The sequence below is a fragment of the Pseudomonas sp. MN1F genome (assembly GCF_009391885.1).
Taxonomy (GTDB): domain Bacteria; phylum Pseudomonadota; class Gammaproteobacteria; order Pseudomonadales; family Pseudomonadaceae; genus Aquipseudomonas.
The window spans coordinates 65501-87261 of sequence record NZ_VZII01000008.1 but is presented as its reverse complement, the minus strand read 5'-3'; the positions used below and the strand labels follow the sequence as shown (position 1 = coordinate 87261).

The 21761-nt window shown below is 63.7% G+C and carries 26 protein-coding genes; all 26 read left to right on the top strand.

From position 1 onward, the window contains the following. The first annotated feature begins 194 nt into the window (after positions 1–194). Positions 195–542, top strand: coding sequence for a phage terminase small subunit P27 family (locus tag F6X59_RS04975; protein ID WP_256669069.1), 348 nt, complete (start codon positions 195–197; stop codon positions 540–542). Continuing rightward, complete coding sequence (locus F6X59_RS04970; protein ID WP_152954973.1) at positions 502–2310, top strand: terminase large subunit; 1809 nt, start codon at positions 502–504, stop codon at positions 2308–2310. Before F6X59_RS04975 ends, F6X59_RS04970 begins: the two co-directional genes overlap by 41 nt. Next, positions 2307–2495: a hypothetical protein gene (locus F6X59_RS04965; RefSeq protein ID WP_152954972.1), complete on the top strand. Its 189-nt coding sequence runs from the start codon at positions 2307–2309 to the stop codon at positions 2493–2495. Before F6X59_RS04970 ends, F6X59_RS04965 begins: the two co-directional genes overlap by 4 nt. 2 nt (positions 2496–2497) lie before the next feature. Next, entirely contained in the window at positions 2498–3769 is a 1272-nt protein-coding gene (locus F6X59_RS04960; protein ID WP_152954971.1) for a phage portal protein, read from the top strand. Further along, a complete protein-coding gene (locus F6X59_RS04955; RefSeq protein WP_152954970.1) occupies positions 3766–4737 on the top strand; it encodes a S49 family peptidase in 972 nt (323 codons plus the stop codon). Before F6X59_RS04960 ends, F6X59_RS04955 begins: the two co-directional genes overlap by 4 nt. Positions 4738–4798: 61 nt before the next feature. After that, a complete protein-coding gene (locus F6X59_RS04950; protein ID WP_178120035.1) occupies positions 4799–6112 on the top strand; it encodes a phage major capsid protein in 1314 nt (437 codons plus the stop codon). Positions 6113–6163: 51 nt separating this feature from the next. Continuing rightward, the gene (locus tag F6X59_RS04945) at positions 6164–6418 is read left to right on the top strand and encodes a hypothetical protein (protein WP_152954969.1); all 255 of its coding nucleotides are present in this window, start codon (positions 6164–6166) and stop codon (positions 6416–6418) included. Positions 6419–6420: 2 nt separating this feature from the next. Next, positions 6421–6972: a hypothetical protein gene (locus tag F6X59_RS04940; protein WP_152954968.1), complete on the top strand. Its 552-nt coding sequence runs from the start codon at positions 6421–6423 to the stop codon at positions 6970–6972. A gap of 2 nt (positions 6973–6974) precedes the next feature. Then, complete coding sequence (locus F6X59_RS28900; protein WP_152954967.1) at positions 6975–7364, top strand: head-tail adaptor protein; 390 nt, start codon at positions 6975–6977, stop codon at positions 7362–7364. After that, positions 7342–7776, top strand: a complete 435-nt coding sequence (locus tag F6X59_RS04930; protein ID WP_372240303.1) for a hypothetical protein — start codon at positions 7342–7344, stop codon at positions 7774–7776. Before F6X59_RS28900 ends, F6X59_RS04930 begins: the two co-directional genes overlap by 23 nt. 8 nt (positions 7777–7784) lie before the next feature. Beyond that, positions 7785–8384, top strand: a complete 600-nt coding sequence (locus F6X59_RS04925; protein ID WP_152954966.1) for a hypothetical protein — start codon at positions 7785–7787, stop codon at positions 8382–8384. After that, entirely contained in the window at positions 8381–8566 is a 186-nt protein-coding gene (locus F6X59_RS04920; protein WP_152954965.1) for a DUF2635 domain-containing protein, read from the top strand. Before F6X59_RS04925 ends, F6X59_RS04920 begins: the two co-directional genes overlap by 4 nt. Continuing rightward, entirely contained in the window at positions 8563–10059 is a 1497-nt protein-coding gene (locus tag F6X59_RS04915) for a phage tail sheath subtilisin-like domain-containing protein (RefSeq protein WP_152954964.1), read from the top strand. The genes F6X59_RS04920 and F6X59_RS04915 overlap by 4 nt, the downstream gene beginning before the upstream one ends. Before the next feature lie 57 nt (positions 10060–10116). After that, positions 10117–10464: a phage tail tube protein gene (locus F6X59_RS04910; protein WP_152954963.1), complete on the top strand. Its 348-nt coding sequence runs from the start codon at positions 10117–10119 to the stop codon at positions 10462–10464. Then, complete coding sequence (locus F6X59_RS04905; RefSeq protein WP_152954962.1) at positions 10464–10763, top strand: phage tail assembly protein; 300 nt, start codon at positions 10464–10466, stop codon at positions 10761–10763. Before F6X59_RS04910 ends, F6X59_RS04905 begins: the two co-directional genes overlap by 1 nt. Before the next feature lie 129 nt (positions 10764–10892). Next, the gene (locus F6X59_RS28590; RefSeq protein ID WP_372240302.1) at positions 10893–13358 is read left to right on the top strand and encodes a phage tail tape measure protein; all 2466 of its coding nucleotides are present in this window, start codon (positions 10893–10895) and stop codon (positions 13356–13358) included. Continuing rightward, complete coding sequence (locus F6X59_RS04895; RefSeq protein ID WP_152954961.1) at positions 13355–14758, top strand: DNA circularization protein; 1404 nt, start codon at positions 13355–13357, stop codon at positions 14756–14758. The genes F6X59_RS28590 and F6X59_RS04895 overlap by 4 nt, the downstream gene beginning before the upstream one ends. 4 nt (positions 14759–14762) lie before the next feature. Further along, entirely contained in the window at positions 14763–15875 is a 1113-nt protein-coding gene (locus tag F6X59_RS04890) for a phage baseplate assembly protein (protein ID WP_152954960.1), read from the top strand. Continuing rightward, positions 15872–16363 carry a phage baseplate assembly protein V gene (locus F6X59_RS04885; RefSeq protein WP_152954959.1) on the top strand — a complete coding sequence of 164 codons (492 nt, stop codon included), beginning with the start codon at positions 15872–15874 and terminating at the stop codon, positions 16361–16363. The genes F6X59_RS04890 and F6X59_RS04885 overlap by 4 nt, the downstream gene beginning before the upstream one ends. Before the next feature lies 1 nt (position 16364). Then, complete coding sequence (locus F6X59_RS04880) at positions 16365–16766, top strand: phage GP46 family protein (RefSeq protein ID WP_152954958.1); 402 nt, start codon at positions 16365–16367, stop codon at positions 16764–16766. Further along, positions 16756–17796 (top strand): baseplate J/gp47 family protein, encoded by a 1041-nt coding sequence (locus F6X59_RS04875; protein ID WP_152954957.1) that lies wholly within the window; start codon positions 16756–16758, stop codon positions 17794–17796. The genes F6X59_RS04880 and F6X59_RS04875 overlap by 11 nt, the downstream gene beginning before the upstream one ends. Then, positions 17787–18383: a YmfQ family protein gene (locus F6X59_RS04870; protein WP_372240301.1), complete on the top strand. Its 597-nt coding sequence runs from the start codon at positions 17787–17789 to the stop codon at positions 18381–18383. Before F6X59_RS04875 ends, F6X59_RS04870 begins: the two co-directional genes overlap by 10 nt. A gap of 4 nt (positions 18384–18387) precedes the next feature. After that, a complete protein-coding gene (locus F6X59_RS04865) occupies positions 18388–20118 on the top strand; it encodes a phage tail protein (protein ID WP_152954956.1) in 1731 nt (576 codons plus the stop codon). Continuing rightward, the gene (locus tag F6X59_RS28585; RefSeq protein ID WP_256669067.1) at positions 20118–20576 is read left to right on the top strand and encodes a phage tail assembly chaperone; all 459 of its coding nucleotides are present in this window, start codon (positions 20118–20120) and stop codon (positions 20574–20576) included. Before F6X59_RS04865 ends, F6X59_RS28585 begins: the two co-directional genes overlap by 1 nt. Before the next feature lie 47 nt (positions 20577–20623). Continuing rightward, positions 20624–21175: a glycoside hydrolase family 19 protein gene (locus F6X59_RS04855; protein ID WP_152954955.1), complete on the top strand. Its 552-nt coding sequence runs from the start codon at positions 20624–20626 to the stop codon at positions 21173–21175. Beyond that, positions 21172–21732 (top strand): lysis protein, encoded by a 561-nt coding sequence (locus F6X59_RS04850; protein ID WP_372240300.1) that lies wholly within the window; start codon positions 21172–21174, stop codon positions 21730–21732. The genes F6X59_RS04855 and F6X59_RS04850 overlap by 4 nt, the downstream gene beginning before the upstream one ends. Positions 21733–21761 lie beyond the last annotated feature (29 nt).

Here is a 21761-nt window from a genome sequence, read left to right as displayed (position 1 = left end):
GAAACCTTTCCTGACCGTTCGCCCTCCTTCGTGTGCAAAACCGCGAAATGAAATGATTTTTTTGGAAGGAAATTATGGCCGGGAGACGACCCACACCGACGGAGCTGAAGCTTGTCAGAGGGAACCCCGGTAAGCGGCCGATCAACAAGAACGAACCCCAGCCAGCCAAGCGTATCCCAAGCGCCCCGGACCATTTGAGTACCGAAGGCCAGGTGGCTTGGGGGCGCCTCACAGTTCTGCTTGACCGGATGGGTGTTCTGACAGAAGCCGATGGCTTTGCACTCGAACGACTCTGCGATTGCTATGCCGAGATTCTTGCTCTCCGCGAATTGGTCTGCACGCAGGGGCGCACCTACGAAACCACCAGCACACAGGGTGAGTTGGTCCTCAAGGCAAACCCAGCTGTCGCCATGCTTGCCGACGTTGACCGCCGCTTCAAAAGCTACCTAGTCGAATTCGGTCTCACACCGGCCGCCCGATCCAAGGTTCAAGTAAAAGACGATGAGCCAAAAGAAGACCAGTTCGCGGAGTTCTTCGGTTGAAGACCCAGCGACTCAGTACGCCAGAGAAGTGCATTCTGGTGAACGGTTAGCCGGGCCAGACATTCGAAATGCATGCGCTCGCCACCTCCGGGATTTGAAGGAAGGGCCAAAGCGCGGCCTGACGTGGGATTTGGCGGCTGCCAACAAGGCTATACGCTTCTACCGCACCGTGCTCAAGCTCAATGGTGGTGAGTTTGAAGGTCTGCCGTTCGAACTGTTGCCTTGGCAGAAATTTATCGTTGGCAGCATCTTCGGGTGGAAAGCCAGTGATGGGTATCGCCGCTTCCGGGTTGTGTACGTCGAGAGCGGGAAGGGGTCGGGCAAGTCGCCTTTGGCTGCGGGGGTGGGACTGACTGGACTGATCGCGGATAACGAGGCGCGCGCCGAGATCTACGCTGCTGCTACTAAAAAAGACCAGGCCATGATCCTCTTCCGGGATGCTGTCGCGATGGTGCAGCAATCGCCAGAGCTGACGAAGCGCATAGTCTGCAGCGGCACCGGCCAGAACATCTGGAACTTGGCCTATCTCAAGTCGGGGTCATTTTTCCGACCGATTAGCTCGGACGATGGCCAGTCTGGCCCTAGGCCACACATGGCGCTGATCGACGAGGTACACGAGCACAAGACCAACATGGTCGTGGAGATGATGCGCGCCGGCACCAAGAGTCGTAAGCAGGCGCTCATTTTCATGATCACCAACAGCGGCTCGAACAAGCGTGGGCCTTGCTGGGAGTATCACGAGTACGGCTCTCGGGTGGCATCGGGAGCGCTTATTGATGACGGCTTTTTTGCCTATATCTGCTCGCTGGACGAGGGCGATGATCCGATTCAGGACGAAAGCTGCTGGTTCAAATCCAATCCATCGCTGCAGGACGCCGATTTGCCGGGTATCAAGTACCTGCGTGAGCAGGTCACAGAGGCCCGAGGCATGCCGAGCAAGGAGGCAATGGTACGCCGGCTCAACTTCTGCGAATGGACCGGTGCTGAATCGCCGTGGATTTCTTGGGATGTCTGGAGCCAGGCCGAAGAGCGCGTCCCGATGTCCCTGCTGCGCAACCGCCCCTGTGTTGGGGGCCTGGACCTATCCAGCACAACAGACCTGACGTCGTTCGTTCTGTTGTTTTACCCGACTTATGAGGATCCGCATTGGCGACTACTCCCTTATTTCTGGATTCCTGATCACGAGCTGGACAAGCGCGAAGCCCGCGACAAGGTGCCTTACGCGGCATGGGTCAAATCGCGGGATCTCGAAACGACACCCGGCCGGGCCATCAGCAAGCTGCATGTGCTCCGGCGGATGCAGACCATCTGCGGCTACTTCCAGGTGGACAAGATTGCCTATGACCGTTGGCGCATCGAGGACATGCGGCAGTTGATGACCGAGTACGACATCTCGCTGCCGGAACTGGTGGAGTTTGGGCAAGGCTTCAAAGACATGGGCCCTGCGGTTGACGAATTCGAGCGGCGCCTACTTGGAATGCTCGAGTTGCCTTCGGAGGAAGAGGGCGGTTCGGCAGAGTTCTTCGACGATGGCTTACCAGCCACCGTGGTGGAGTCGTTGCGACACGATGGTAACCCGGTAATGACTTGGTGCGCCGGTAACGCGGTGATCGTTTCCGACCCCGCGAACAATCGCAAGGCCGACAAGGCGAAAGCCACAGGCCGCATCGACGGCATCATCGCCGCGATCATGGCCACCGGTATCAGCGGTGCTGTGTCCTCTGGCAGCAGCGGCAGTTCCATTTACGACGAAGGAGTAGGGGTTTGAACACCATTGCAATCGCTGCGTGGGTTGCCGGCCTGGTGGGCTTTGCACTGCTGGTCGCCGGCATCGCCCTGATCCATGTTCCCACCGCATTCATGGCTGCTGGCCTCGGTTTGATTGGCTGGGCATGGCTGGCCGACAAGGCGGCCGCCCGCATGCAGCTTAAACGTAGCCCAGAGGGAGGCTGACCATGTTCTTCAGCAATCTGCTCGGCGCAAGTGAAGGGCTCGCTTCGGACGCTGGCAGTGGCTTCTGGCGCGGCTTGATTGGCTCCGGGCGTTCGGCCGCAGGTGTAACGGTGACGCCGGATACCGCATTGGCCATCACCGTTTTGCAGACGTGCGTCACGCTGCTGGCAGAGAGCGTGGGCCAGTTACCGCTTGAGCTGTACCGCCGACTAGGTGACGGCAAGCGCGAGACGGCAACGGCGCATCCGCTCTACGATGTGCTGCGCTACCAACCAAACCCCTGGCAGACACCCTACGAGTATCGTGAATCCGGCCAGCTCGCCCTGGGGTTACGAGGCAACTGCTACAGCTTCATCGAACGCAATGACGATGGTTCGGTGAAAGCCCTTTACCCGCTGCGAAACGACAAGGTGACTGTTCTTAAGGGCGGCGATTTGCGGCCCGTTTACCGTGTTGGTGGGCACGATCCGCTGCCCATGCGCCTGATTCATCATGTGCGCTGGCATACGAAGAACCACTACACGGGCCTTTCTCCCGTTGAGCTGCATGCCGATGCCGTCGGCCTTGCGCATGCGGTGAGGCAGTACGCAGGTAAGTCGTTTGCCAACGGTACTGCCGTCAGTGGCGTCATCGAGCGTCCCCGGGAAGCCCCGCCGATCAAGGAGCAGGGCAGTATCGACCGCATACTAGATCAGTGGGGTAATAAGTTCTCGGGCATCGATAACGCGAAGAAGGTCGCGATGCTGCAGGAAGGTATGACTTTCAAACCGGTATCGATGAACAACGTCGATGCCGAGCTGCTGGGCATCCTCAAGGCCACTGGGCTGGATATCGCTCGGATCTACAAGATCCCTCCGCACATGATCAACGAGCTGGAGAAAGCCAGCTACAACAGCCTTGAACAGCTGCTGATCCAGTACGTGATCTTCGCCCTGATGCCCTGGGTGAAGCGCCACGAGCAGGCCATGATGCGCGACTTCCTGTTGCCATCTGAACGGCGGGACTACTTCATCGAGTTCAACCTGTCCGGCCTGCTGCGCGGCGACCAGAAAAGCCGCTATGACGCCTATGCAATCGGCAGGCAGTGGGGGTGGCTGTCGATCAACGACATCCGTCGCCTGGAAAACATGCCGCCCGTTGCCAATGGTGATAGCTATTTGCAGCCGCTGAACATGACGGATGTGGCGCACGGCTTGCCCGACATGAACAACCCCAACGTTCGCGCTCAGCTGGAGCAGCAGCGCGACGACATTCAGAGGATGCTTGCCGCATGAAACGACATCTGCGTGCAGCCAGCTTGCTGTTCAACCAGCCGCTGCTGACGACACCCGACATGCTGGACCTGGCCGTGCGCTGGGCGAACCAGACCATGAGCCTAAATATCGTAAATCTGAACATGAGCGGCGCCGCGGCTAACCCATCGATGTTCTATGACGATGAGGATTATCAGGCCGAGCAGGATCGCCGCGAAGAACAACGCCGTGCCGCCATCGCCCAGACGGGTGTCGAGGTGATTCCCGTCCATGGCGTTCTTGTCAGCCGCGGCAGCCACTTGAACGCCTGCGAGACCATGACCAGCTACGAAGGCTTGCGTGCAGCACTGGACAAGGCCGTCGCCGACCCCATGGTCGAACACATCGTGCTCGATATCGACAGCCCAGGTGGCAGTGCGGTCGGTGCTTTCGAGCTGGCGGCAGATATTCGCGCCGCAACTAAGATCAAGCCTATCACCGGCCTGGTCAACTTCATGGCGTACTCCGGGGGCTACCTGATTGCATCCGCCTGTACTGAGATCGTGGTCAGCTTGACCTCGGGAGTAGGGTCCATCGGCGTGGTGGCTAGTCACATGGACCGTTCCAAGATGCTCGATGGCATGGGTGTCAAGGTCACCACGGTCTTTGCCGGCGCTCACAAGAATGACCTGAGCCCGAATGAGCCGCTTACCGAGCAGTCCCTGCAAGTGCTCAACGATGTCGTGCAGGAAAGCTATCAGCTCTTCACCACTCATGTTGCTGATTACCGCGGCCGCGATGTGGCCGAGATCATCGCCACCGAAGCCGCCTGTTACCGCGGCTCGTCCGCGATCGCCATGGGCTTGGCTGATCGCCTGGAGTCGCCGCAGATGGCGGTGGACAACCTCTCGCGGGCAGTCGCTCTCAGCCGCGCCCAGCGCCAAGTCTCACAGCCACAACAACGCATCAGCGTGAGGGCTTCAGCCTTCGCCATTCAGTCACAACTCTGACCGCGTTCGCGGCAGCGACCACAACCGCCCAACGGCGGTTTTTTTATGCCCAGGAGGCAGCATGTCCCTCGTAACTCAATTGCGTAGCGAACGCGCCACTATCAATGGCCAGATCCAGGCGTTGGCTCAGCTCGAAGCGGCCGGCACCTCGCTCACTGCCGAACAGCTCGCCCAGTTCGAGCAGCTCAGCACCCAGTTCAATGAGCTGACGGAGAAGCTCGCGCGGTCCGAAGCGGCCGAGCGCATGGCAACCGCTAGCGCGGTACCCGTGAACGAAGGCGCTCAAGGCCTGAACGGCCCTCCCGGCAACATCAGCGGTCCGTTCACCGCAAAGCCGATACCGGGTGCCAACATGGCGCAGATGGTGCGCGTCCTGGCGGCCTCTCGCGGTGACCAGCAGGCCGCTGCGAAGATGGCCGCCGACTCGGGCTACAACCCTGAAATCGCCATGGCACTCAGCACCGTGACGCCAGGCGCTGGTGGGGTGTTGGTACCGCAAAGTTTCTCCAGCGAAGTAATCGAGCTGCTGCGTCCGAAGTCGGTGGTGCGCAGCCTCGGCGCGGTCTCGCTGCCGCTGCAAAATGGCAACCTCACCGTACCGCGCATCAAAGGCGGTGCTGTCGTCGGTTACATCGGCACCGAGGAAGACATGCCGTCCACCGACATGCAGTTCGACGACCTGAAGCTGTCGTCGAAAAAGCTCGCTGCCCTGGTGCCGATCAGCAATGACCTGCTGGCTTACTCCGGTACCAATCCGAGCGTTGACCGCCTGGTCGTGAGTGATCTGGTCGCCTCGGTGGCGACTGCGGAAGACCTGTCATTCCTGCGCGGTGCTGGTACCGGAAATCTGCCCAAGGGGCTGCGCTTCTGGGCGCCGTCCTTCAACGTGTTTGCTGCCCCAGCAGCTGTAACGCTGGAAGCGGTGGAGTTCGCGCTGTCTGCGCTGATCCTCCGGCTGGAGAACGCGAACTCCAACATGACCGCGCCAGGCTTCGCCATGGCGCCGCGCACCAAGCGCTGGCTGGCAGCCCTGCGTGATGGCAATGGCAACAAGGCGTACCCCGAGCTGGATCAGAACATGCTCAAGGGTTTCCCAGTCGGCTCGACCACCCAGATTCCGATCAACCTGGGTGCCGATGGCGATGCTTCGGAAATCCATTTCGCCGACTTCGCTGACTGCTTCATCGGTGAAGACGACGCCATGGTCATCGATTTCAGCAAGGAGGCCACCTACAAGGACGGTAGTGGCAACGTCATTAGTGCATTCCAGCGCGACCAGACCCTCGTGCGAGTGATTGCCAAGCACGACTTCGGCCCGCGTCACGTCGAGTCGGTAGCGGTGATGACCGATGTCAAATGGGGCAGCTCCCTGTAAATCCTCGTGCCCGGTACGCCGGGCATTCCATTCCAGTTCTGGGGAAATCTCATGACCAAGGTCATCGTAACGTTCGAGAAAAACTGGCGCGGCTATGCCGCAGGTGAAACGGCTGGCTTTGATTCGGCAATTGCCGCGGGCTTGATCGAGTCGGGTTATGCAGTCGAATCGGGGAAGCCGAGTGCCAGGAAAGGCAAGTCCGTTCCCGGTAACGCCACTCCGACCGGTAAACCATCTGATGGTGGCGGAAACGCCGATGCCGCTGGCAAGGTTGACGATCAAGCCAGCGATGATGGTAAGCCATAGCTATGGCGCGCCGCATTGCCTACACGGGTCCCCCGGTGTTGACGTTGGAGCAGGTCGCATTTCAGTGCCGGGCTGAGCCAGAAGACCTGCAGTCCGAGCTGATCGACCTGATCATCATCCCTGGCGTCACCGCCCAGGGCGAATCGAAGACGGGGGCGGCGATTCGTGAAGCGATCTACGAGGAGGACTGGCCGGCGACGTATGCGTCGGGCCATTCGCTGGACGTTGGCCAGGTGGTTGCCGTCGAGTCCGTGATCGTGCTGGGAGAGGCAGGTCAGGTGAGCCCTTACGATGGCCCGGTAGAGCTTCGCCAGGGTGGAAAGGAGAGCTATCTGCTTTTCCCGGGCGGCAGGCCTGCTGGCCGGTTGCGTATCCGTTACCGGGCCGGGGCGGACCTGGAAGCCTATCCCGGTGTGCTCAGCTGGCTCCTGATTGCGGCGGAAACGGCATTCACCCATCGGGGGCTTTTGGTCGTGGGGCAATCCTTGGCCGAAGTGCCGGCGAGCTTTGTCGACCACCTGTTGGCGGATATCACCGTCCCGCCGAGGTTCTAGCCATGGCATTGCGAGTGAGCACACGGGCACCCGCCTCGGGTGAGCTGAAGCATCGCATGGAGGTGCGAAGAAGGTCCGATAAACCGGTTGGACCCGGGCTTGAGTCTGACCTTGTGCATGTATGTTGGCGCTGGGTCAAGGTTGAGCCTTTGGGCACCGCAACCTATGCCGCGGCTCAGCAAACAAATACCGGGGTCACGCACCGCTTGTACTGTCGCTTCATTGACGGCTTGGCTTCGGACTGTGAGTTCGTTGGCCGTGGTCGGGTTTATCGGGTGAAGCGCCCCACGGAGCTTGCGGGCGAGCAGATTTGGTCTGTGGTTGAAGTGGAGGAGCTGGGTGCTGTTAACGCGCCGGCGGGAGGTGGCCGTGGCCAACTCCGTTTCGATTGACGGCTACCTGCACGTTGACGGCTTCGACAAGTTCGACCAAGAGGCCTTCAACAAGCGAAAGATCCGCGCTGGCATGCGCAAGGTGGGCCAGCTGATCACCGGCCGGGCGCAGATGAACCTGGCGCTTGGCGGCGGCCAGGAAGGCTACCCGATCAACCGGTCGGGTGCGACCACCGATTCTATCGGCTTCAAGCTGTCGCGCTGGGGCTTCCTGGTGCGGATCGCCCCCAACAAGACCTCAAGTATGCGAGCGTTCTATCCGGCGTACCTGCATTACGGCGTTCGCCGCAAGCAGGGCGGCGGGTGGCGCATCAAGCCCCGCGACAACTACATGACCGACGCGCTGACCGACAGCCGCGCCGACGTGCAACGCATCCTGCAGCAGGCTTTCGCCGCCGCGCTGCTCAACTGAGAGCCGACATGAAAATCACGCCTGTGATCGAGCAGCTGCGCGCCTATGCGCCTGGCTTGGAGGGGCGCGTGGCGGGTGGCCTGGATTGGGACCCGACCGCCGACAGCGGCAAGCTGGAAATCCCGGCGGCCTACGTGATCGCGGTAGGCGACTCGGCCGACGAGCCGACCGCGCAGAACGTGTACACCCAGGCCGTTCGCGACGCGATCGACGTGTGCGTGGTGCTGCCCACCGACGACGAGCGCGGGCAATCGGTGGCTGACCCACTGCACGACCTGCGCGCCCAGCTGTGGCGCGCCCTGGTGGGCTTTGAGCCTGACCCGGAGTCGGGGCCGCTGCTGTACGACGGCGGGCAGCTGCTGCTGATCGACCGCGAGCGGGTGGTTTACCGCTACCGCTTCTATGCCGACCTGCAGTTGGGTCGCTGGGAGCAGACCGGCGAGGGCAAGCCGCAGACCTGGCAGGAATGGCAGCTGGCCGGCCTGCCGGCGCTGGACGGGATCGACACCCGCTTCGACTTCATCAACCACCTGAAAGACTCCAACGTCACGGCCCCAGGCCCAGACGGGCGAGTCGAGTTCACCACCCGGGAGAACCTGACCCCATGAAGACCATCAACCTCAAGCCGGCACCCGGGCGCGAATGCCCGATGCCGCACAACCCCCGCGAGCTGCTGCCCGCCGGCGGCGCCCCGGTGCCGCGTAATGCGTACTGGGAGCGCCGCATCAGCGACGGTGATGCCGTCGAGCAGAAAGCCAGCAGCAAACCCAAGGGGAGCACGGCGGAATGAGCGTAAGTTTCAGCAACATCCCCAGCGACATTCGCGTGCCGCTGTTCTATGCCGAAGTCGACAATTCCATGGCCAACAGCGGCGCTTCGAGCTTGCGCCGGCTGCTCATTGGCCAGGTCAACGACGACGCCGACGGTGCCGAGATTGGCCGCCTGACGCTGGTGTCGCGGACCAGCGAGGCCAAGGACATTGGCGGCGCCGGTTCGATGCTGGCCAGCATGCACGCCCGTTGGCGCGCCATCGACGTCGCCGGCGAAGTCTGGTGTCTGCCGCTCAAGGTCGACACCGGTGTGGCCGCGGCCGGCACCGTTACCGTAACGGGGTCGGTCGAGTCGGCCGGCCTGGTCAATCTGTACATCGCGGGCCAGCGCGTGCGCGCCCTGGCGGTGGCGGGGGCCTCGGCCGATGCAGTGGCCACCGCGCTGTCGGCGGCCATCAATGAGGCGATCGACCTGCCGGTGACAGCGACGGTGGCCGCCGGCGTGGTCAGCCTGAAAGCCAAGTTCAAGGGCGAGCTGGGCAACGATATTCAGCTGCAGCTCAATCGCCTGGGTCGCGTGAACAGCGAGGTTACCCCGGCGGGCTTGACCATCGTCACCACCGGCATGACCGGCGGTGTTGGCAGTCCTGACACTGCTGCCGCGCTGGCGGCGCTGGGCGACGAAGAATTCGAATTCATTGCCCAGCCGTGGACCGACGCCGACACCCTGGACGCCTGGAAAGACACCATGGACGACAGCGCCGGTCGCTGGTCCTGGGCAAAGCAGCTGTACGGCCACGTCTACAGCGCCAAGCGTGGCACCCTCGGTGAGCTGGTCGCGGCCGGGCGCCTGCGCAACGACCCGCATATCACCGTGCATGGCTTCGAGCGTGGCGTGCCGCAGCCAGCGTGGGAGGTGGCGGCCGCCTGGGCGGCGCGCACCGCCGTGTTCATCAGTGCCGACCCGGCGCGGCCGACACAAACCGGCGTGCTGGTGGGCATCGATCCGGCCGCCGCGAGCGATCGTTTCACCCTGACCGAACGGCAGTCGCTGCTGACCAGTGGGGTGGCCACCGCCGCCTACAACGGTGGCAGCTACCGGATCGAGCGCGCCATTACCACGTATCAGCGCAACGCCTACGGGCAGGCCGATGATTCGTACCTGGACAGCGAGACGCTGCACCAGTCGGCGTATGTGATCCGTTACCTGCGCAGCATCATCACCAGCAAGTACGGCCGCCACAAGCTGGCCAACGACGGCACCCGCTTTGGCCCCGGCCAGGCGATCGTCACGCCGAAGGTGATTCGCGGCGAGCTGGTCGCGGCGTATGGGGCCATGGAGCGTAACGGCATTGTCGAGAATGCCGAGATGTTCAATCAGTACCTGATCGTCGAGCGCGACGCCAACAACCCCAACCGGCTCAGCGTGCTGTTCCCGCCGGACCTGGTGAATCAACTGCGCGTGTTCGCGCTGCTGTACCAGTTCCGCCTGCAGTACCCCGAAGCGACTTAATCCGCATCGTTCAACCCTGGCCCGCCTTGTGCGGGCTTTTTTCTGGGAGATCCCTTTATGGGTCAGAAAGTCGCAGGCACCTGTTACGTCAAGGTCGACGGCGATCAGTTGGTCATCACCGGCGGCGTGGAATGCCCGCTGTCGGACGTGAAACGGGAGACCGTCACGCGGGGCTACTTCAAGGAAGAAGACCTGATCCCCTACGTCGTCGTTGATGCGGTGAAAACCGCCAACTTCCCCCGGGCCAAGCTGGCCGCCGGTATTGCCATGACCGTAACGGCTGAACTCGCCGATGGCTCCGTGTACGTGCTGAGCGGTGCGTACCTGGTTGATGAAACCAAAGTGACCGGCGATGACGCCAAGGTCTCGCTCAAATTCGAAGGCATCCAAGGAGACTGGCAGTAATGAGCACCGTAACCCATATCCTCGCCGAACCGATCCAGGCCCATGGCGAAGAAGTCAAAGAACTGACCCTGCGTCGCCCCACCGTGCAGGAGTGCCGGGCCATCAAGGCGCTGCCCTACAACATCGGCGAGAGCGGTTACCCGATCCTCGACGTGGAAGTGGCGGCCAAGTACATCGCCGTGTGCGCGACCATCCCCGCCAGTTCGGTGAACCAGTTGGCGCTGCCCGACTTGAACAATGTGGCCTGGCTCATCGTGGGTTTTTTCATGCCCCGCGATTCGGAACAGTCGGCAGCCTAGCCGAGCTGGCCTATGACCTCGCTTGGTGGTGGAAAGCCACCCCGGGTGAGGTGCTGGGCTGGACCCTCGACACGCTGTTCGAGAGCGAGGAAAACGCGTGGCGCATCAACGCGCTGACTGGGGGTGGCAGTGGCGGATAAATTCCAGCTAAAGGCCCTGATCACCGGCGTCGACAAGCTGTCGCCGGTGCTCAGTGGCGTGCGCAAGAACGCGGCGATGCTGCGCAAGCAGTTGAACAGCTCGGGCCTGGGCAAGATCACCTTTGGCGAGGCCCTGCAAGGCGGTGCCATTGCGGCGCCGTTCGTCATGGGTGTGAAGGCCGCGATGGGCTTCGAGAGCGCCATGGCTGACGTGAAAAAGGTGGTCAACTTCGACACGCCGGCGCAGTTCAAGGCGATGAGCGACGACGTGCTGGGCCTGTCCGAGCGGCTGCCGATGGCGGCCGAGGGCATCGCGCAGATCGTCGCGGCGGGTGGCCAGTCGGGCATTGCTCGGGAAGAGCTGAACCGCTTTGCCGAGGACGCGGTGAAAATGGGCGTGGCCTTCGACCAGACGGCCGAAGAGTCCGGTTCGATGATGGCCAAGTGGCGCACGGCCTTCAAGATGAACCAGACCGAGGTGGTGACCCTCGCTGACCAGATCAACTATCTGGGCAACACCGGCGCCGCGAGCACCGGGCAAATCTCCAACATCCTGACGGCCATCGGCCCGCTGGGTGAGGTGGCCGGTGTCAGCGCGGCCCAGCTGGCCGCCATGGGTTCGACCCTGGCCGGCGTGGGTATCGCCCAGGACGTGGCGGCCACCGGCATCAAGAACTTCATGCTGACCCTGACCGCCGGCACGGCGGCCACCAAGTCGCAGAAAGAGGCGTACAAGGCGCTGCGCCTGGACGCCAACGAGTTGGCCAAGGGCATGCAGAGCGACAGCGAAGGCACGATTAACCGCGTGCTGCAGACGCTGGCCCAGGTCGAGAAGAGCAAGCAGGCGGCCGTGCTGACCAACTTGTTCGGCAAGGAATCGGTGGGGGCCATTGCGCCGCTGCTGACGAGCCTGGCCACCCTGCAGAAAAACTTTAAGTCGATCGGTGATGAAACGCAGTACGCCGGTTCGATGAACAGCGAGTATGCCGCCCGGGCAGCCACCACACAGAACGCCATGCAGCTGCTGCAGAACCGCGTGACCCGTCTGGGCATCACGGTCGGCAGTATGTTGTTGCCGCCGCTGAACGACTTCATGGCCACCGTGGGGCCGATTATCAGCAGTGTCGGCGCCCTGGCTGCAGCGCACCCCTGGTTGATCAAGGGCGTGTTGGGTGCGGCGGTGGGCTTCACTGTGCTGCGCCTGGCCACGGCCGGCGCCACGGCAGCCCTGGCGATGATGAACGGTGTAGCGAGCATGAGCCCGATCGGGATCATCGTGCGCGGCATCGCCATTGCCGCCGGCGTGCTGATCGCCAACTGGTCGACCGTGGCGCCGTACTTCCAGGCGGTGTGGGACAAGATCAAGGGGCCAGCGATGGCCCTGTGGGGCTGGATGAAAGCGGCCTTTGCCTGGTCGCCGATCGGCTTGATCGTGGCCAACTGGCAGCCGCTGACCCGCTATTTCGTGGCGCTGTGGGATGAAATCAAAGGCCCGGCGATGACCGTGTGGGGGTGGATGAAAACCGCCTTTGCCTGGACGCCGCTCGGCCAGATCGTCGCCAACTGGCAGCCGCTGAGCCGGTTCTTTGCCAGCCTGTGGGGCTTGGTCAAGGCGCTGTCGGTGCCCTTCATGGGCTTCATGCGGACCCTGTTCGACTATTCCCCGCTCGGCCTAATCGTCAACCATTGGGGGCCGATCAGCGGGTTTTTCCGAGGCGTGTGGGAGGCGATCAAGGCGCTGTCGGTGCCGTTCCTCGACTTCCTCAAAACCTTGTTTGACTGGTCGCCGCTGGGCTTGCTGGTCAAGCACTGGGAGCCGATCACGGCCTATTTCAAAGGCCTGTGGGACAAGCTGCGGCCGATCGTTGAACCCATGATGAAATTCCTGGGGTTCAGCTCCGAAGGCGGGGTGATCGAGGCCGCGACCAACAAGGTCAACGCCTGGACGGAGCAGCAGCAGGCGCGCAACGCAGCGGCCCAACCGGTGCCGGGCGCCCTGGTGCGGCCGATGCCTGAGCCGGTGCAACTGATGCCCGAGGCCACCAGCGCGGCCAGCCTGTTGCGGGTGCCTGGGCAGGTGCCGGCGCGCCCGCCGCTGCGCCTGGTGTCGTCGGCGCCGGCGCTCACGGCCTCGCAGCTGGGCGAGCAAGCCAAGGAAAGCTATGCCAAGGGGCTGACCCAGGCCGAGGCGCTGAAACAGGCTGAAACGGCCGTTGTGCAGCGCCCTGGCCTGACGTCCGTGGCCGCCTCGGCGCCGGGCGGTTTGCCGGCCTCGCGGGGTTCGCTGGTCCAGCAGTCGGCAGCGGCCAACAAGACCCAGCTGGAAGGGTCGATGGTGGTCCGCTTCGACAATGCCCCGCAGGGCATGCGCGTCGAACAGGGCGAATCCAACCAGCCCGGCCTGCAGGTAACCCCGCAGGTCGGCTATCGCTCATTGGGTAGGGGGGCAGGATGACCACGTGGCGGGATGAACTACACCCGGCCTCCTTTCGGGGGGTGCCGTTTCACGTCGACAGCGACAGCATGCCAGTCGGTCGGCGCACCCAGGTGCATGAGTACCCCCAGAGGGACAAGCCGCTGGTGGAGGACCTGGGCCGCGTAACCCGCGAAATCAAGATGGCGGCCTTCGTGATCGGCGAAGACTTCCTGATCAAGCGTGATGCCCTGCTGAATGCGCTGGACAAGCCCGGCGCCGGGGAACTGATTCACCCCTGGTATAGCCGCCTGATGGTCACGGCGACCGGTTGTTCGGTGGGCCATGAGCGCCGCGAAGGCGGCATGGCGCGCTTCGACCTGGTGTTTGTCGAAGACGGCGAGAAGGGCTTTCCCGCCGGCGTGCCGAACACGGCGCGGCAGCTGGAAGAGTCGTCGGAAACCCTGCTGCAGTCGGCGATCCGGCGTTACAAGGAAGCCATGACGGTGGTGAACCGGGCGCGCCTGGCGGTGGTGATGCTGCAGAGCGGTATCGCCGGGGTGCAGATGGCCATTGCCCAGGAGCTGCGCCAGTTGACGGGCCTGGTCAGTTCGGTGGAAGCGCTGGCCGACATGCTGATCAATGCCCCGGGCAACTTTTCGGCGATGATCCGGGGGCAGTTTTCCAGCGTCGGCGGTAGCCGTTCGACCGGTTACCGCTGGGGGCCGTCGAGCAGCACGCTGTCGAGCAGCGCGGCATCGTCCAGCGCTGCCAGTATCGAAGCCGACCCGGAGTTTGCCAGCACCGTGGCCGGCCTGCCCGAGGCCGACCCGGAGTTTGCCAGCTTCGCCGCATCGAGTCGGGCCATTACCTCGCAGGTCGAGCAGTCCCGCGCACTGGCGGCGCAGGTGGTAGCTGCGGCTGCAGCGGTCGAGGCCGGCAGCAGTGCCGCCGGCGGGGCTGCCACGGCGGCGGTGATCGAGGCTGCCCGCGAGCTGGTGCGCGATGCGCTGATTGTCCTGGCGGTGCGCACGGCCGCCGCCATGCCGGTGGTGCAAGCGCCGGCGCCGCTGTCGGGGTATCCATCCCTGCAGCAGCAAGTGGTTTCGCCGATCGCCCGGCCTGACGTGCCGGTTACCGCTGACGTGGTGGCCGTGCGCGACGCGATCGAGGCCGCGCTAGTGGCTGCCGAGCAGACCGCCCCGCATGAGCATTTCGAGGTGCTGGAGGTGGTGCGCAAGCAAGTGCGCGTCCACTTGACCGAGGTGGCCCGCGCCGGCGTGCGCCTGGCTGAGGTAACCACGCTGGAGAGTCTGCCGGCGGTGGTTCTGGCCTATCAGCGCTACGGCGACGCAACCCGCGCCGCTGAAATCGTTACGCGTAACAAGGTCGCGCACCCGGGGTTCTTGCCTGTCGGGGTGCTGGCCGTCGCTCAAGAGTAAGCCTATGGATCACATGAACGCTGTCACGCTGAGCGTGAACGGCCTGGACTATCGCGGCTGGAAGAAAGTCAGCATCAGCGCGGGGATCGAGCGGCAGAGCCGTGATTTTCGCCTGGGGGTGACGTGGCGCTGGCCCGGTCAGGCGGTGGAAATCCCGGTGCGGCAGGGTGACTTCTGCGAAGTGCGCATCGGCGACGACCTGGTGCTGACCGGGTGGGTGTTCGCCACCCCGATCAGCTACGACAGCCGTAGCGTGGAACGGTCGGTTTCTGGCCGCTCGCTGACTGCCGACCTGGTGGACAGCTCGGCAGTCAACAAGCCCGGCCAGTGGCGCGGGCAGAGCGTGCAGAAGATCGTCCAGGCACTGGCCGAGCCCTACGGGGTCAAGGTGCTGAGCGAGGTGGCCGAAACCACCAAGCTGGCCGACCACCAGATCGAGCCGGGCGAAACGGTGTTCGAGTCGATCGACCGGCTGCTGACGCTTTCCCGTCTGCTGTCGACCGACGACGCCCGGGGCCGGGTGGTGATCATCCAGCCCGGCAGCGCCGGCCGTGCGGTCGATCGCCTGGAACTGGGGCAGAACATCCTGACCGGCCGCGCCGAGCTGGATTTCTCGGGGGTGTTCTCGGAATACCGCGTCACCGGCCAGCGCTCGGGTTCAGACAGTGCCTACGGCGAGCAGGCCAGCGAGGTCAAGGCGGAACTGGTCGACCCTCGGGCGACGCGGCACCGCGTGCTGCTGATCCACGAGAGCGGCCAGATGACCCCGGAGCTGGCCCAGGCCAGGGCCAACTGGGAGCGCGGCAGCCGCATGGGCAAGGCGCTGACCCTGAACTATCAGGTGCAGGGGTGGCGGCAGTCCAACGGCGCGCTGTGGTTGCCAAACATGGTGGTGCGGGTGGTCGACCCGCTGATGGGCATAGACCGCGACATGCTGATCAGTGAAATCGAGTACGTCATGGATGACGCCGGCACGGTGGCAAACATCGTGGTAGGCCCGCCGGATGGCTTCGACCCTGAACCGAAAGACCCGCACAAGTCGCGCAAGCTCAAGAAGGGCGGCAAGGCCGACAACTTCGAATACCTGATCCCTGCTGATTGGAAGCCTGGCCCATGAAACCCATGAGAAATTTCTTTGCCCGGGGCGTCGTCGCCCTGGTCGATGCCGGACGCAAGTTGCAAAGCCTGCAAATGCGCCTGACCGCTGATGAAGTGAAAGACGGCATGGAGCACTTCGAACCCTATGGGTTCACATCCAACCCGCAACCCGGCGCCGAGGGGCTGGCGGCCTTTATCAATGGCGACCGCTCGCATGGGGTGGTGATCTGCGTGTCAGACCGCCGCTTTCGCCTGCAGGGCCTACAGAGCGGTGAAGTGGCCCTGCACACCGACGAAGGCGACGTGCTGCATTTCAAGCGCGGGCGGGTGATCGAGGTGCAAACCGCGACGTTTCGAGTCAAGGCTGAAACGGCGGTGGAGTTCGACACGCCGCTGATCAGCACCACCGGCCGCATCGTCTCGGACGGCGACCAGATCGCCGCCGGCGTCAGTACCTCGCTGCACGTTCACGAAGGCTCGGACAAGAAGCCGGTTAAGGGGGCCTGACATGCAGCTATTCAGTGATGACGGCTCAGAACAGGCCTGGCAGCGCGCCGTGGTGATCAGCCTGCTGACCTGGCGGCGCGCCGAGGATGGCGACCAACTGGACGACGACCAGCGCCATGGCTGGTGGGGCGACACCTTCCCCACGGTCGAGCGCGACCGCATCGGCTCACGCCTCTGGCAGTTGCGCCGGCGCACGCTGACCGACGACACGGTGCGCGACGCCGAAGCGTTCGCCCGCGAGTCGCTGGCCTGGCTGGACGATGACGACCGGGTGAGCGCCGTTACCGTAACGGCGTCGCGGGAGGTCACCCGGCTGAACCTGCAGGTGGTGCTGTCGATGCGTGACGGCTCGGTGATCGATGTTCAACTAGACAAGCTGTGGCAGGTGATCAATGCCGTTTGAAACCCCTACGTTGCCCGCGCTGATCGCCCGGGCACAGTCCGACCTGTCTGGTGGTAGCGCGCTGGTACGCTCCGACGCCGAAGTGCTGGCCCGCGTCCTGGGCGCTGCCAGTTATGGGCGTTACGGCCATCAGCAGTACATCGCCGACCAGATCCTGCCGGACACCGCCGACGAAGAAACGCTGTTGCGCATGGCCCGAGCACGGCTCAAGCGTGACCGCCTGGAAGCGGTGGCCGCCACCGGGTCGGCGGCTTTCACCGGCGCGGTGACCGCGCTGCTGGACGCCGGCACGCTGCTGCAGCGCGATGATCAGATGCTGTTCCGGGTGCGCACCACGGTCAAACTGACCGCCATCACGGGGGTGGCCGAGATCGAGGCGCTGGACGCCGGCGAGCTGGGCAACACGCCCGCCGGTACCCAGCTGCGCCTGGTGTCGCCGGTGCTGGGCATCAATGAGGTGTTCACGGTCGGCGCGGCAGGACTCGCCGGTGGCACTGAGCAGGAGAGCATCGAAACCCTGCGCGCCCGGGTGATTCGTTCCTATCGGGTCATTGCCCACGGCGGCAGCAAGAGCGATTACGAAACCTGGGCGCTGGAGGTGGCCGGCGTGACCCGGGCCTGGGTCGTGCGGCACTGGCTTGGCCCGGGCACGGTTGCGGTGTTCTTCGTGCGTGACGGCGATGATGACATTATTCCGAACGCCGAGGCGCTGGCCACCGTGGCCGCCTATATCGAGCAGGAACGCCCGGTAACGGCTGAGGTTTACGTGCTGGCTCCGGTGGAAAAGCCGGTGCAGTACCAGCTGTCAGTGACCCCGGACAGCAGCACCGTGCGCCGTGCCGTCGAAGCCGCCCTGATCGACCTGCACAACCGGGAATCGGAGCTGGGCGGCGACCTGCTGGCTACCCATATCGCCGAGGCCATCAGCGGCGCCGTGGGCGAGCGCGACCACAAGGTGCTTGCGCCGGCGGGAGACGTGGTGGCGGCCACTAACGAGCTGCTGACTTACGGGGGTGTGCTGTGGTCGTGAGAACAGTGGACGACTACCTGGCCCAGCTGCGCGCGCTTTTGCCCCCGGGGCCGGCCTGGGATCGCGAGTTCAACCCAGGCGTTGACCAGCTGCTGCAGGCGGCGGCCGAGGAACTGGCCCGCGAGGATCTGCGCGCCATGGCGCTGCTGGGCGAAAGTGAGCCGGCCACCGTGCGCGAACTGGTACCGGACTGGGAGCGGGTCATGAACCTGCCCGACCCCTGCATGGGGGAATCGCCGTCGTTCCAGGATCGGCAAGTGGCCGTGCGCCGGCGGCTGCTGGAAGTCGGCGGCCAGACGCCGGCGTACTTCGTGGATCTGGCGTTCAGCCTGGGTTACCGGCAAGCCCGGGTCATCGAGCACCGGGCGCCGCGCTTCGGCCGGGCGCGCTTCGGCTCGGCCCGCTTCGGCACCTGGGGCGCGCAGTTCATGTGGACCCTGGAAACCGGCCCGCGATTGGCCGCTGGCCGGCGCTTCGGCTTTAGCCACTGGGGGCAAACCTTCGGCGGCGCTTCAAATGGCGCCCTTGAATGCCTGGTCAGCCGATCGGCGCCGGCGCACACACTCGAAACCATCAACTACGGATAAGCACATGGATTACCCGAAAAGTACGCCCAATGTGGGCTTGGTCGGCGGCAAGTTCGTCGACGAAAACGCCGGTACCGGCCAACCCGGTTCGTTGATCCCGGCCAGTTGGGGCAACGCGGTCACCGATGAACTGTTGGCGGTGATCAAGGCGGCCGGCCTGGTGCCGAGTGAAGGCGACCTGACCCAGCTGCAGAAGGCCATTCAAAGCCTGGCGGCCAGCGACGTGAAACGCACCGTGCGGGTGGCCACCACCGGCGCCATTGCGCTATCGGGCGGGCAGACCATCGACGGTATCATGGTCGGTACGGGCGACCGGGTGCTGGTGAAAGATCAGGCGACCGGTTCGCAGAACGGCATCTACAGCGTCGTGACCGGCGCCTGGGTCCGTACCCTGGACCTGAACGAGAGCGCCGAGTGCACCCCGGGGCACCTGGTACTGGTCGAGAGTGGCACGGCCAACGCCGGGTCTATCTGGCAGCTGTCGAACACCACGTTGCCGACACTCGGCACGACCGCGCTGGTGTATGCCCGCATGTTTGGCAAAACCGGTGTAGCGGCCGGCACCTATCGCTCGGTGAGCGTCGACGTGCAGGGGCGCGTGACTGCCGGCAGCAACCCGACCACGGTAGATGGCTATGGGATTACCGATGCGGTCAAAACGTCCAGTGGCTTGAGCAGCGTACCCGGGATTCGATCGGGGGCGATGCGCGACCTGCCGGTGACGCAATTTGTCACGGCCGGGGATACCACCACCGACAAGCCCGCAACGATCGGTTACGGCACCGGATTTCACATCCCTTACCCCGAAGGCAAGATGGGCTTTGACTTCCTGTCGGCCGTCGACAAAGAAGGTTTCTTTGCCCGCAAGAACGCCGTGGACGGGGCCGGCACCTGGCGTGAACTGTGGCACACGGGCAACTTCGATCCGACCCAGTACCCCACCAAGGCGCAGATGGATACTGCGCTGGAGGGCAAGGCGAACAACGCCACGTCCCTTGCTGGCTATGGCATCACCGACGCTTACACGAAGTCGCAGATCAACAGTTCGCTAAACTCCAAGGCGAACGCTGCGACGACGCTGGGCGGGTACGGCATCACCGATGCCTACACCAAAGCGCAGATCGATAGTTCGCTGGCAGCCAAAGCCAACTCGGCAACGACCATCGCGGGCTATGGCATCACAGACGCTTACACGAAGGCGCAGTTGGATAGCTCGCTGAACTCCAAGGCGGCAAAGGCCACCACGCTGGATGGCTACGGCATCACCGATGCGGTTAGCAAATCTGGAGGCACCATCTCTGGTGCAATCAAGATCGCCGTGGAGGGGCAGGATGTTAGTTCGGCCGCTTTGAACCTCAACAATCCGCTCGCGGGCGGCGCCGCCATTCTCCGGTTGTCCACGCCCAGCAGTGCTGTGGCCCTGCTCCATAGTCAGAACACCAACATCCTGGCTGTGCGAAACGCCGCGAACAACTCGGCAGACCTGGAGGTTGGCTCGGTCCTTTCCAACGGCGCGGTTTGCCATACAGCTGCCAGCTTCCTGAAGCCCGTAGCCGGTCAGTTTGTGGTGCTACAGGGCTCCGGGCAACTTCCGTCCGGTGGTACCTGGGCGTACTTCACCACCGGTTACAACGGCTCAGGCGGGGCCGTGGGCGGTACGTCGGGCGTGTCCGCCGGCGGAGCGGTGGTCGGTTACAACAGCAACTCAGTGGGCTTTGCCTGGAGGATTCAGTAATGGAAGCAGTAGAGGTTCAAGAACTTGGCGAGGCGGCGCCGGCGCGCCGGCTGATCACCGATATCCAGCAACGGGCAGATGGCAGCTACGTCGTGACGTGCGACGGCTTGCCATTCCATGCCACGGAAAGCGACACGCCCGAGGTCTACCAGCAGGTACTTGAGGCGATCGCGGCGGGGGCAGAAGTAGAGCCCCTGCAGGAGGCCCCTGTCTCGCTGGCAGAGCTGGAGGCGCGGGAGCGTGAGTGGCGCGACGCGGCCGTCACTGCAGTGCTCTGGCTGCGCGAGCGGCACCGCGACGAACAGGACCTGCAGCGCAGCACCACGTTGACCCAGGATCAGTTCACCGAGCTGCTGACTTACCTGCAGCAGCTGCGCGATTGGCCCCAATCCGAAGCCTTCCCCGCGATCGAGCAGCGACCCGTCGCGCCGCCCTGGATTGCTGAGCAAACCCAATAAAGCCCCGCACTGACGGGGCTTTTTTCATGAATGAAGGAAATTTGACGATGCCGATTACTGAACAGCAGTTGCAACAGATCCTCCCCAACGCCGGCCGCAAAGCCGGCGTTTTTGTTCCCGGTCTCAACGCCACCATGGGCAAGTACGGGGTCATCACGCGCCTACGCATGGCGGCCTTCCTTGCCCAGGTGGGGCATGAGTCGGGCCAGCTGCAGTACGTTCGCGAGCTCGGCAATGACAAGTACCTTTCGAAGTACGACACCGGCAGCCTCGCGAAGCGCCTAGGTAACACGCCTGAGGCTGATGGCGACGGCCAGTTCTACCGTGGCCGCGGACTGATTCAGGTCACCGGCCGATACAACTACGAGACCTGCAGCGAGGCCCTGTTCGGTGACAGCCGTCTGCTCAACACCCCTGAACTGCTGGAGCAACCGGTTTACGCTGCGATGTCAGCCGGGTGGTTCTGGCAGAAGGAGGGCCTGAACAGCTTGGCGGACAAGGGTGACATGGCGGCCATCACGAAGCGGATCAACGGTGGTACCAACGGTCTGGATGATCGCATGGCCATCTACAAGCGAGCCCTTGAGGTGCTGCAGTGAGCGCCTGGGGCGGTCGCCTGATTGCCCTGTTAGCCCTGGTGCTCGTGTGTGCCCTCGGTGCCCGGGCAGCCTGGGTGTGGCAGGCCAACGTCTATGGGAAGCAGCTCGCTGAACAGGCCGACGACTACGGCAGACAGCTGGCTGCGAAGGACCGTTTGCACGGCCGTGAGCGTGAAGAGGCCGCTGCAGCTGCGCTCGACCAGCTGGAAGAGCAGCAGCGTGCGCGGCGCGCCCTGGAGGCTCGCCTGCAGGACCAGACCAAAATGCACTGGAAGGAAATGAACGATGCTCAACAAGCTCAGGCTCGCCTGCGTGACAGGCTTGCTACCGCTGATCTGCGGCTGTCAGTCCTTGTCGACGCCGGAACCCTTGCCGCCCAGGGTTGTGACGGTAGGGTGCGAGAAGCCCCCGCCACCGGAGGCGTGGTACATGGAGCCGTACGCGCCCAACTTGACCCAGCGCATGCTCAACGAATTGTCGACATCACCGACGAAGGCGATCAGGGACTGATCGCGTTGAAGGCCTGTCAGGCCTACGTCAGGGAAGTCACCAACTAAAAAGTGGCAGCTGGGAGAGCAGGGGACCA

Excerpts from the sequence above, each read along its gene's own strand:
- F6X59_RS04925 (WP_152954966.1), top strand. The coding sequence starts at position 7,785 with ATGAAAATCACGCCTGTGATCGAGCAGCTGCGCGCCTATGCGCCTGGC.
- F6X59_RS04885 (WP_152954959.1), top strand. The coding sequence starts at position 15,872 with ATGAAACCCATGAGAAATTTCTTTGCCCGGGGCGTCGTCGCCCTGGTC.
- F6X59_RS04940 (WP_152954968.1), top strand. The coding sequence starts at position 6,421 with ATGGCGCGCCGCATTGCCTACACGGGTCCCCCGGTGTTGACGTTGGAG.
- F6X59_RS04955 (WP_152954970.1), top strand. The coding sequence starts at position 3,766 with ATGAAACGACATCTGCGTGCAGCCAGCTTGCTGTTCAACCAGCCGCTG.
- F6X59_RS04875 (WP_152954957.1), top strand. The coding sequence starts at position 16,756 with ATGCCGTTTGAAACCCCTACGTTGCCCGCGCTGATCGCCCGGGCACAG.
- F6X59_RS04905 (WP_152954962.1), top strand. The coding sequence starts at position 10,464 with ATGAGCACCGTAACCCATATCCTCGCCGAACCGATCCAGGCCCATGGC.
- F6X59_RS28585 (WP_256669067.1), top strand. The coding sequence starts at position 20,118 with ATGGAAGCAGTAGAGGTTCAAGAACTTGGCGAGGCGGCGCCGGCGCGC.
- F6X59_RS04910 (WP_152954963.1), top strand. The coding sequence starts at position 10,117 with ATGGGTCAGAAAGTCGCAGGCACCTGTTACGTCAAGGTCGACGGCGAT.
- F6X59_RS28900 (WP_152954967.1), top strand. The coding sequence starts at position 6,975 with ATGGCATTGCGAGTGAGCACACGGGCACCCGCCTCGGGTGAGCTGAAG.
- F6X59_RS04970 (WP_152954973.1), top strand. The coding sequence starts at position 502 with ATGAGCCAAAAGAAGACCAGTTCGCGGAGTTCTTCGGTTGAAGACCCA.
- F6X59_RS04945 (WP_152954969.1), top strand. The coding sequence starts at position 6,164 with ATGACCAAGGTCATCGTAACGTTCGAGAAAAACTGGCGCGGCTATGCC.
- F6X59_RS04920 (WP_152954965.1), top strand. The coding sequence starts at position 8,381 with ATGAAGACCATCAACCTCAAGCCGGCACCCGGGCGCGAATGCCCGATG.
- F6X59_RS04950 (WP_178120035.1), top strand. The coding sequence starts at position 4,799 with ATGTCCCTCGTAACTCAATTGCGTAGCGAACGCGCCACTATCAATGGC.
- F6X59_RS04915 (WP_152954964.1), top strand. The coding sequence starts at position 8,563 with ATGAGCGTAAGTTTCAGCAACATCCCCAGCGACATTCGCGTGCCGCTG.
- F6X59_RS04865 (WP_152954956.1), top strand. The coding sequence starts at position 18,388 with ATGGATTACCCGAAAAGTACGCCCAATGTGGGCTTGGTCGGCGGCAAG.
- F6X59_RS04880 (WP_152954958.1), top strand. The coding sequence starts at position 16,365 with ATGCAGCTATTCAGTGATGACGGCTCAGAACAGGCCTGGCAGCGCGCC.
- F6X59_RS04855 (WP_152954955.1), top strand. The coding sequence starts at position 20,624 with ATGCCGATTACTGAACAGCAGTTGCAACAGATCCTCCCCAACGCCGGC.
- F6X59_RS04960 (WP_152954971.1), top strand. The coding sequence starts at position 2,498 with ATGTTCTTCAGCAATCTGCTCGGCGCAAGTGAAGGGCTCGCTTCGGAC.
- F6X59_RS04890 (WP_152954960.1), top strand. The coding sequence starts at position 14,763 with ATGGATCACATGAACGCTGTCACGCTGAGCGTGAACGGCCTGGACTAT.
- F6X59_RS04895 (WP_152954961.1), top strand. The coding sequence starts at position 13,355 with ATGACCACGTGGCGGGATGAACTACACCCGGCCTCCTTTCGGGGGGTG.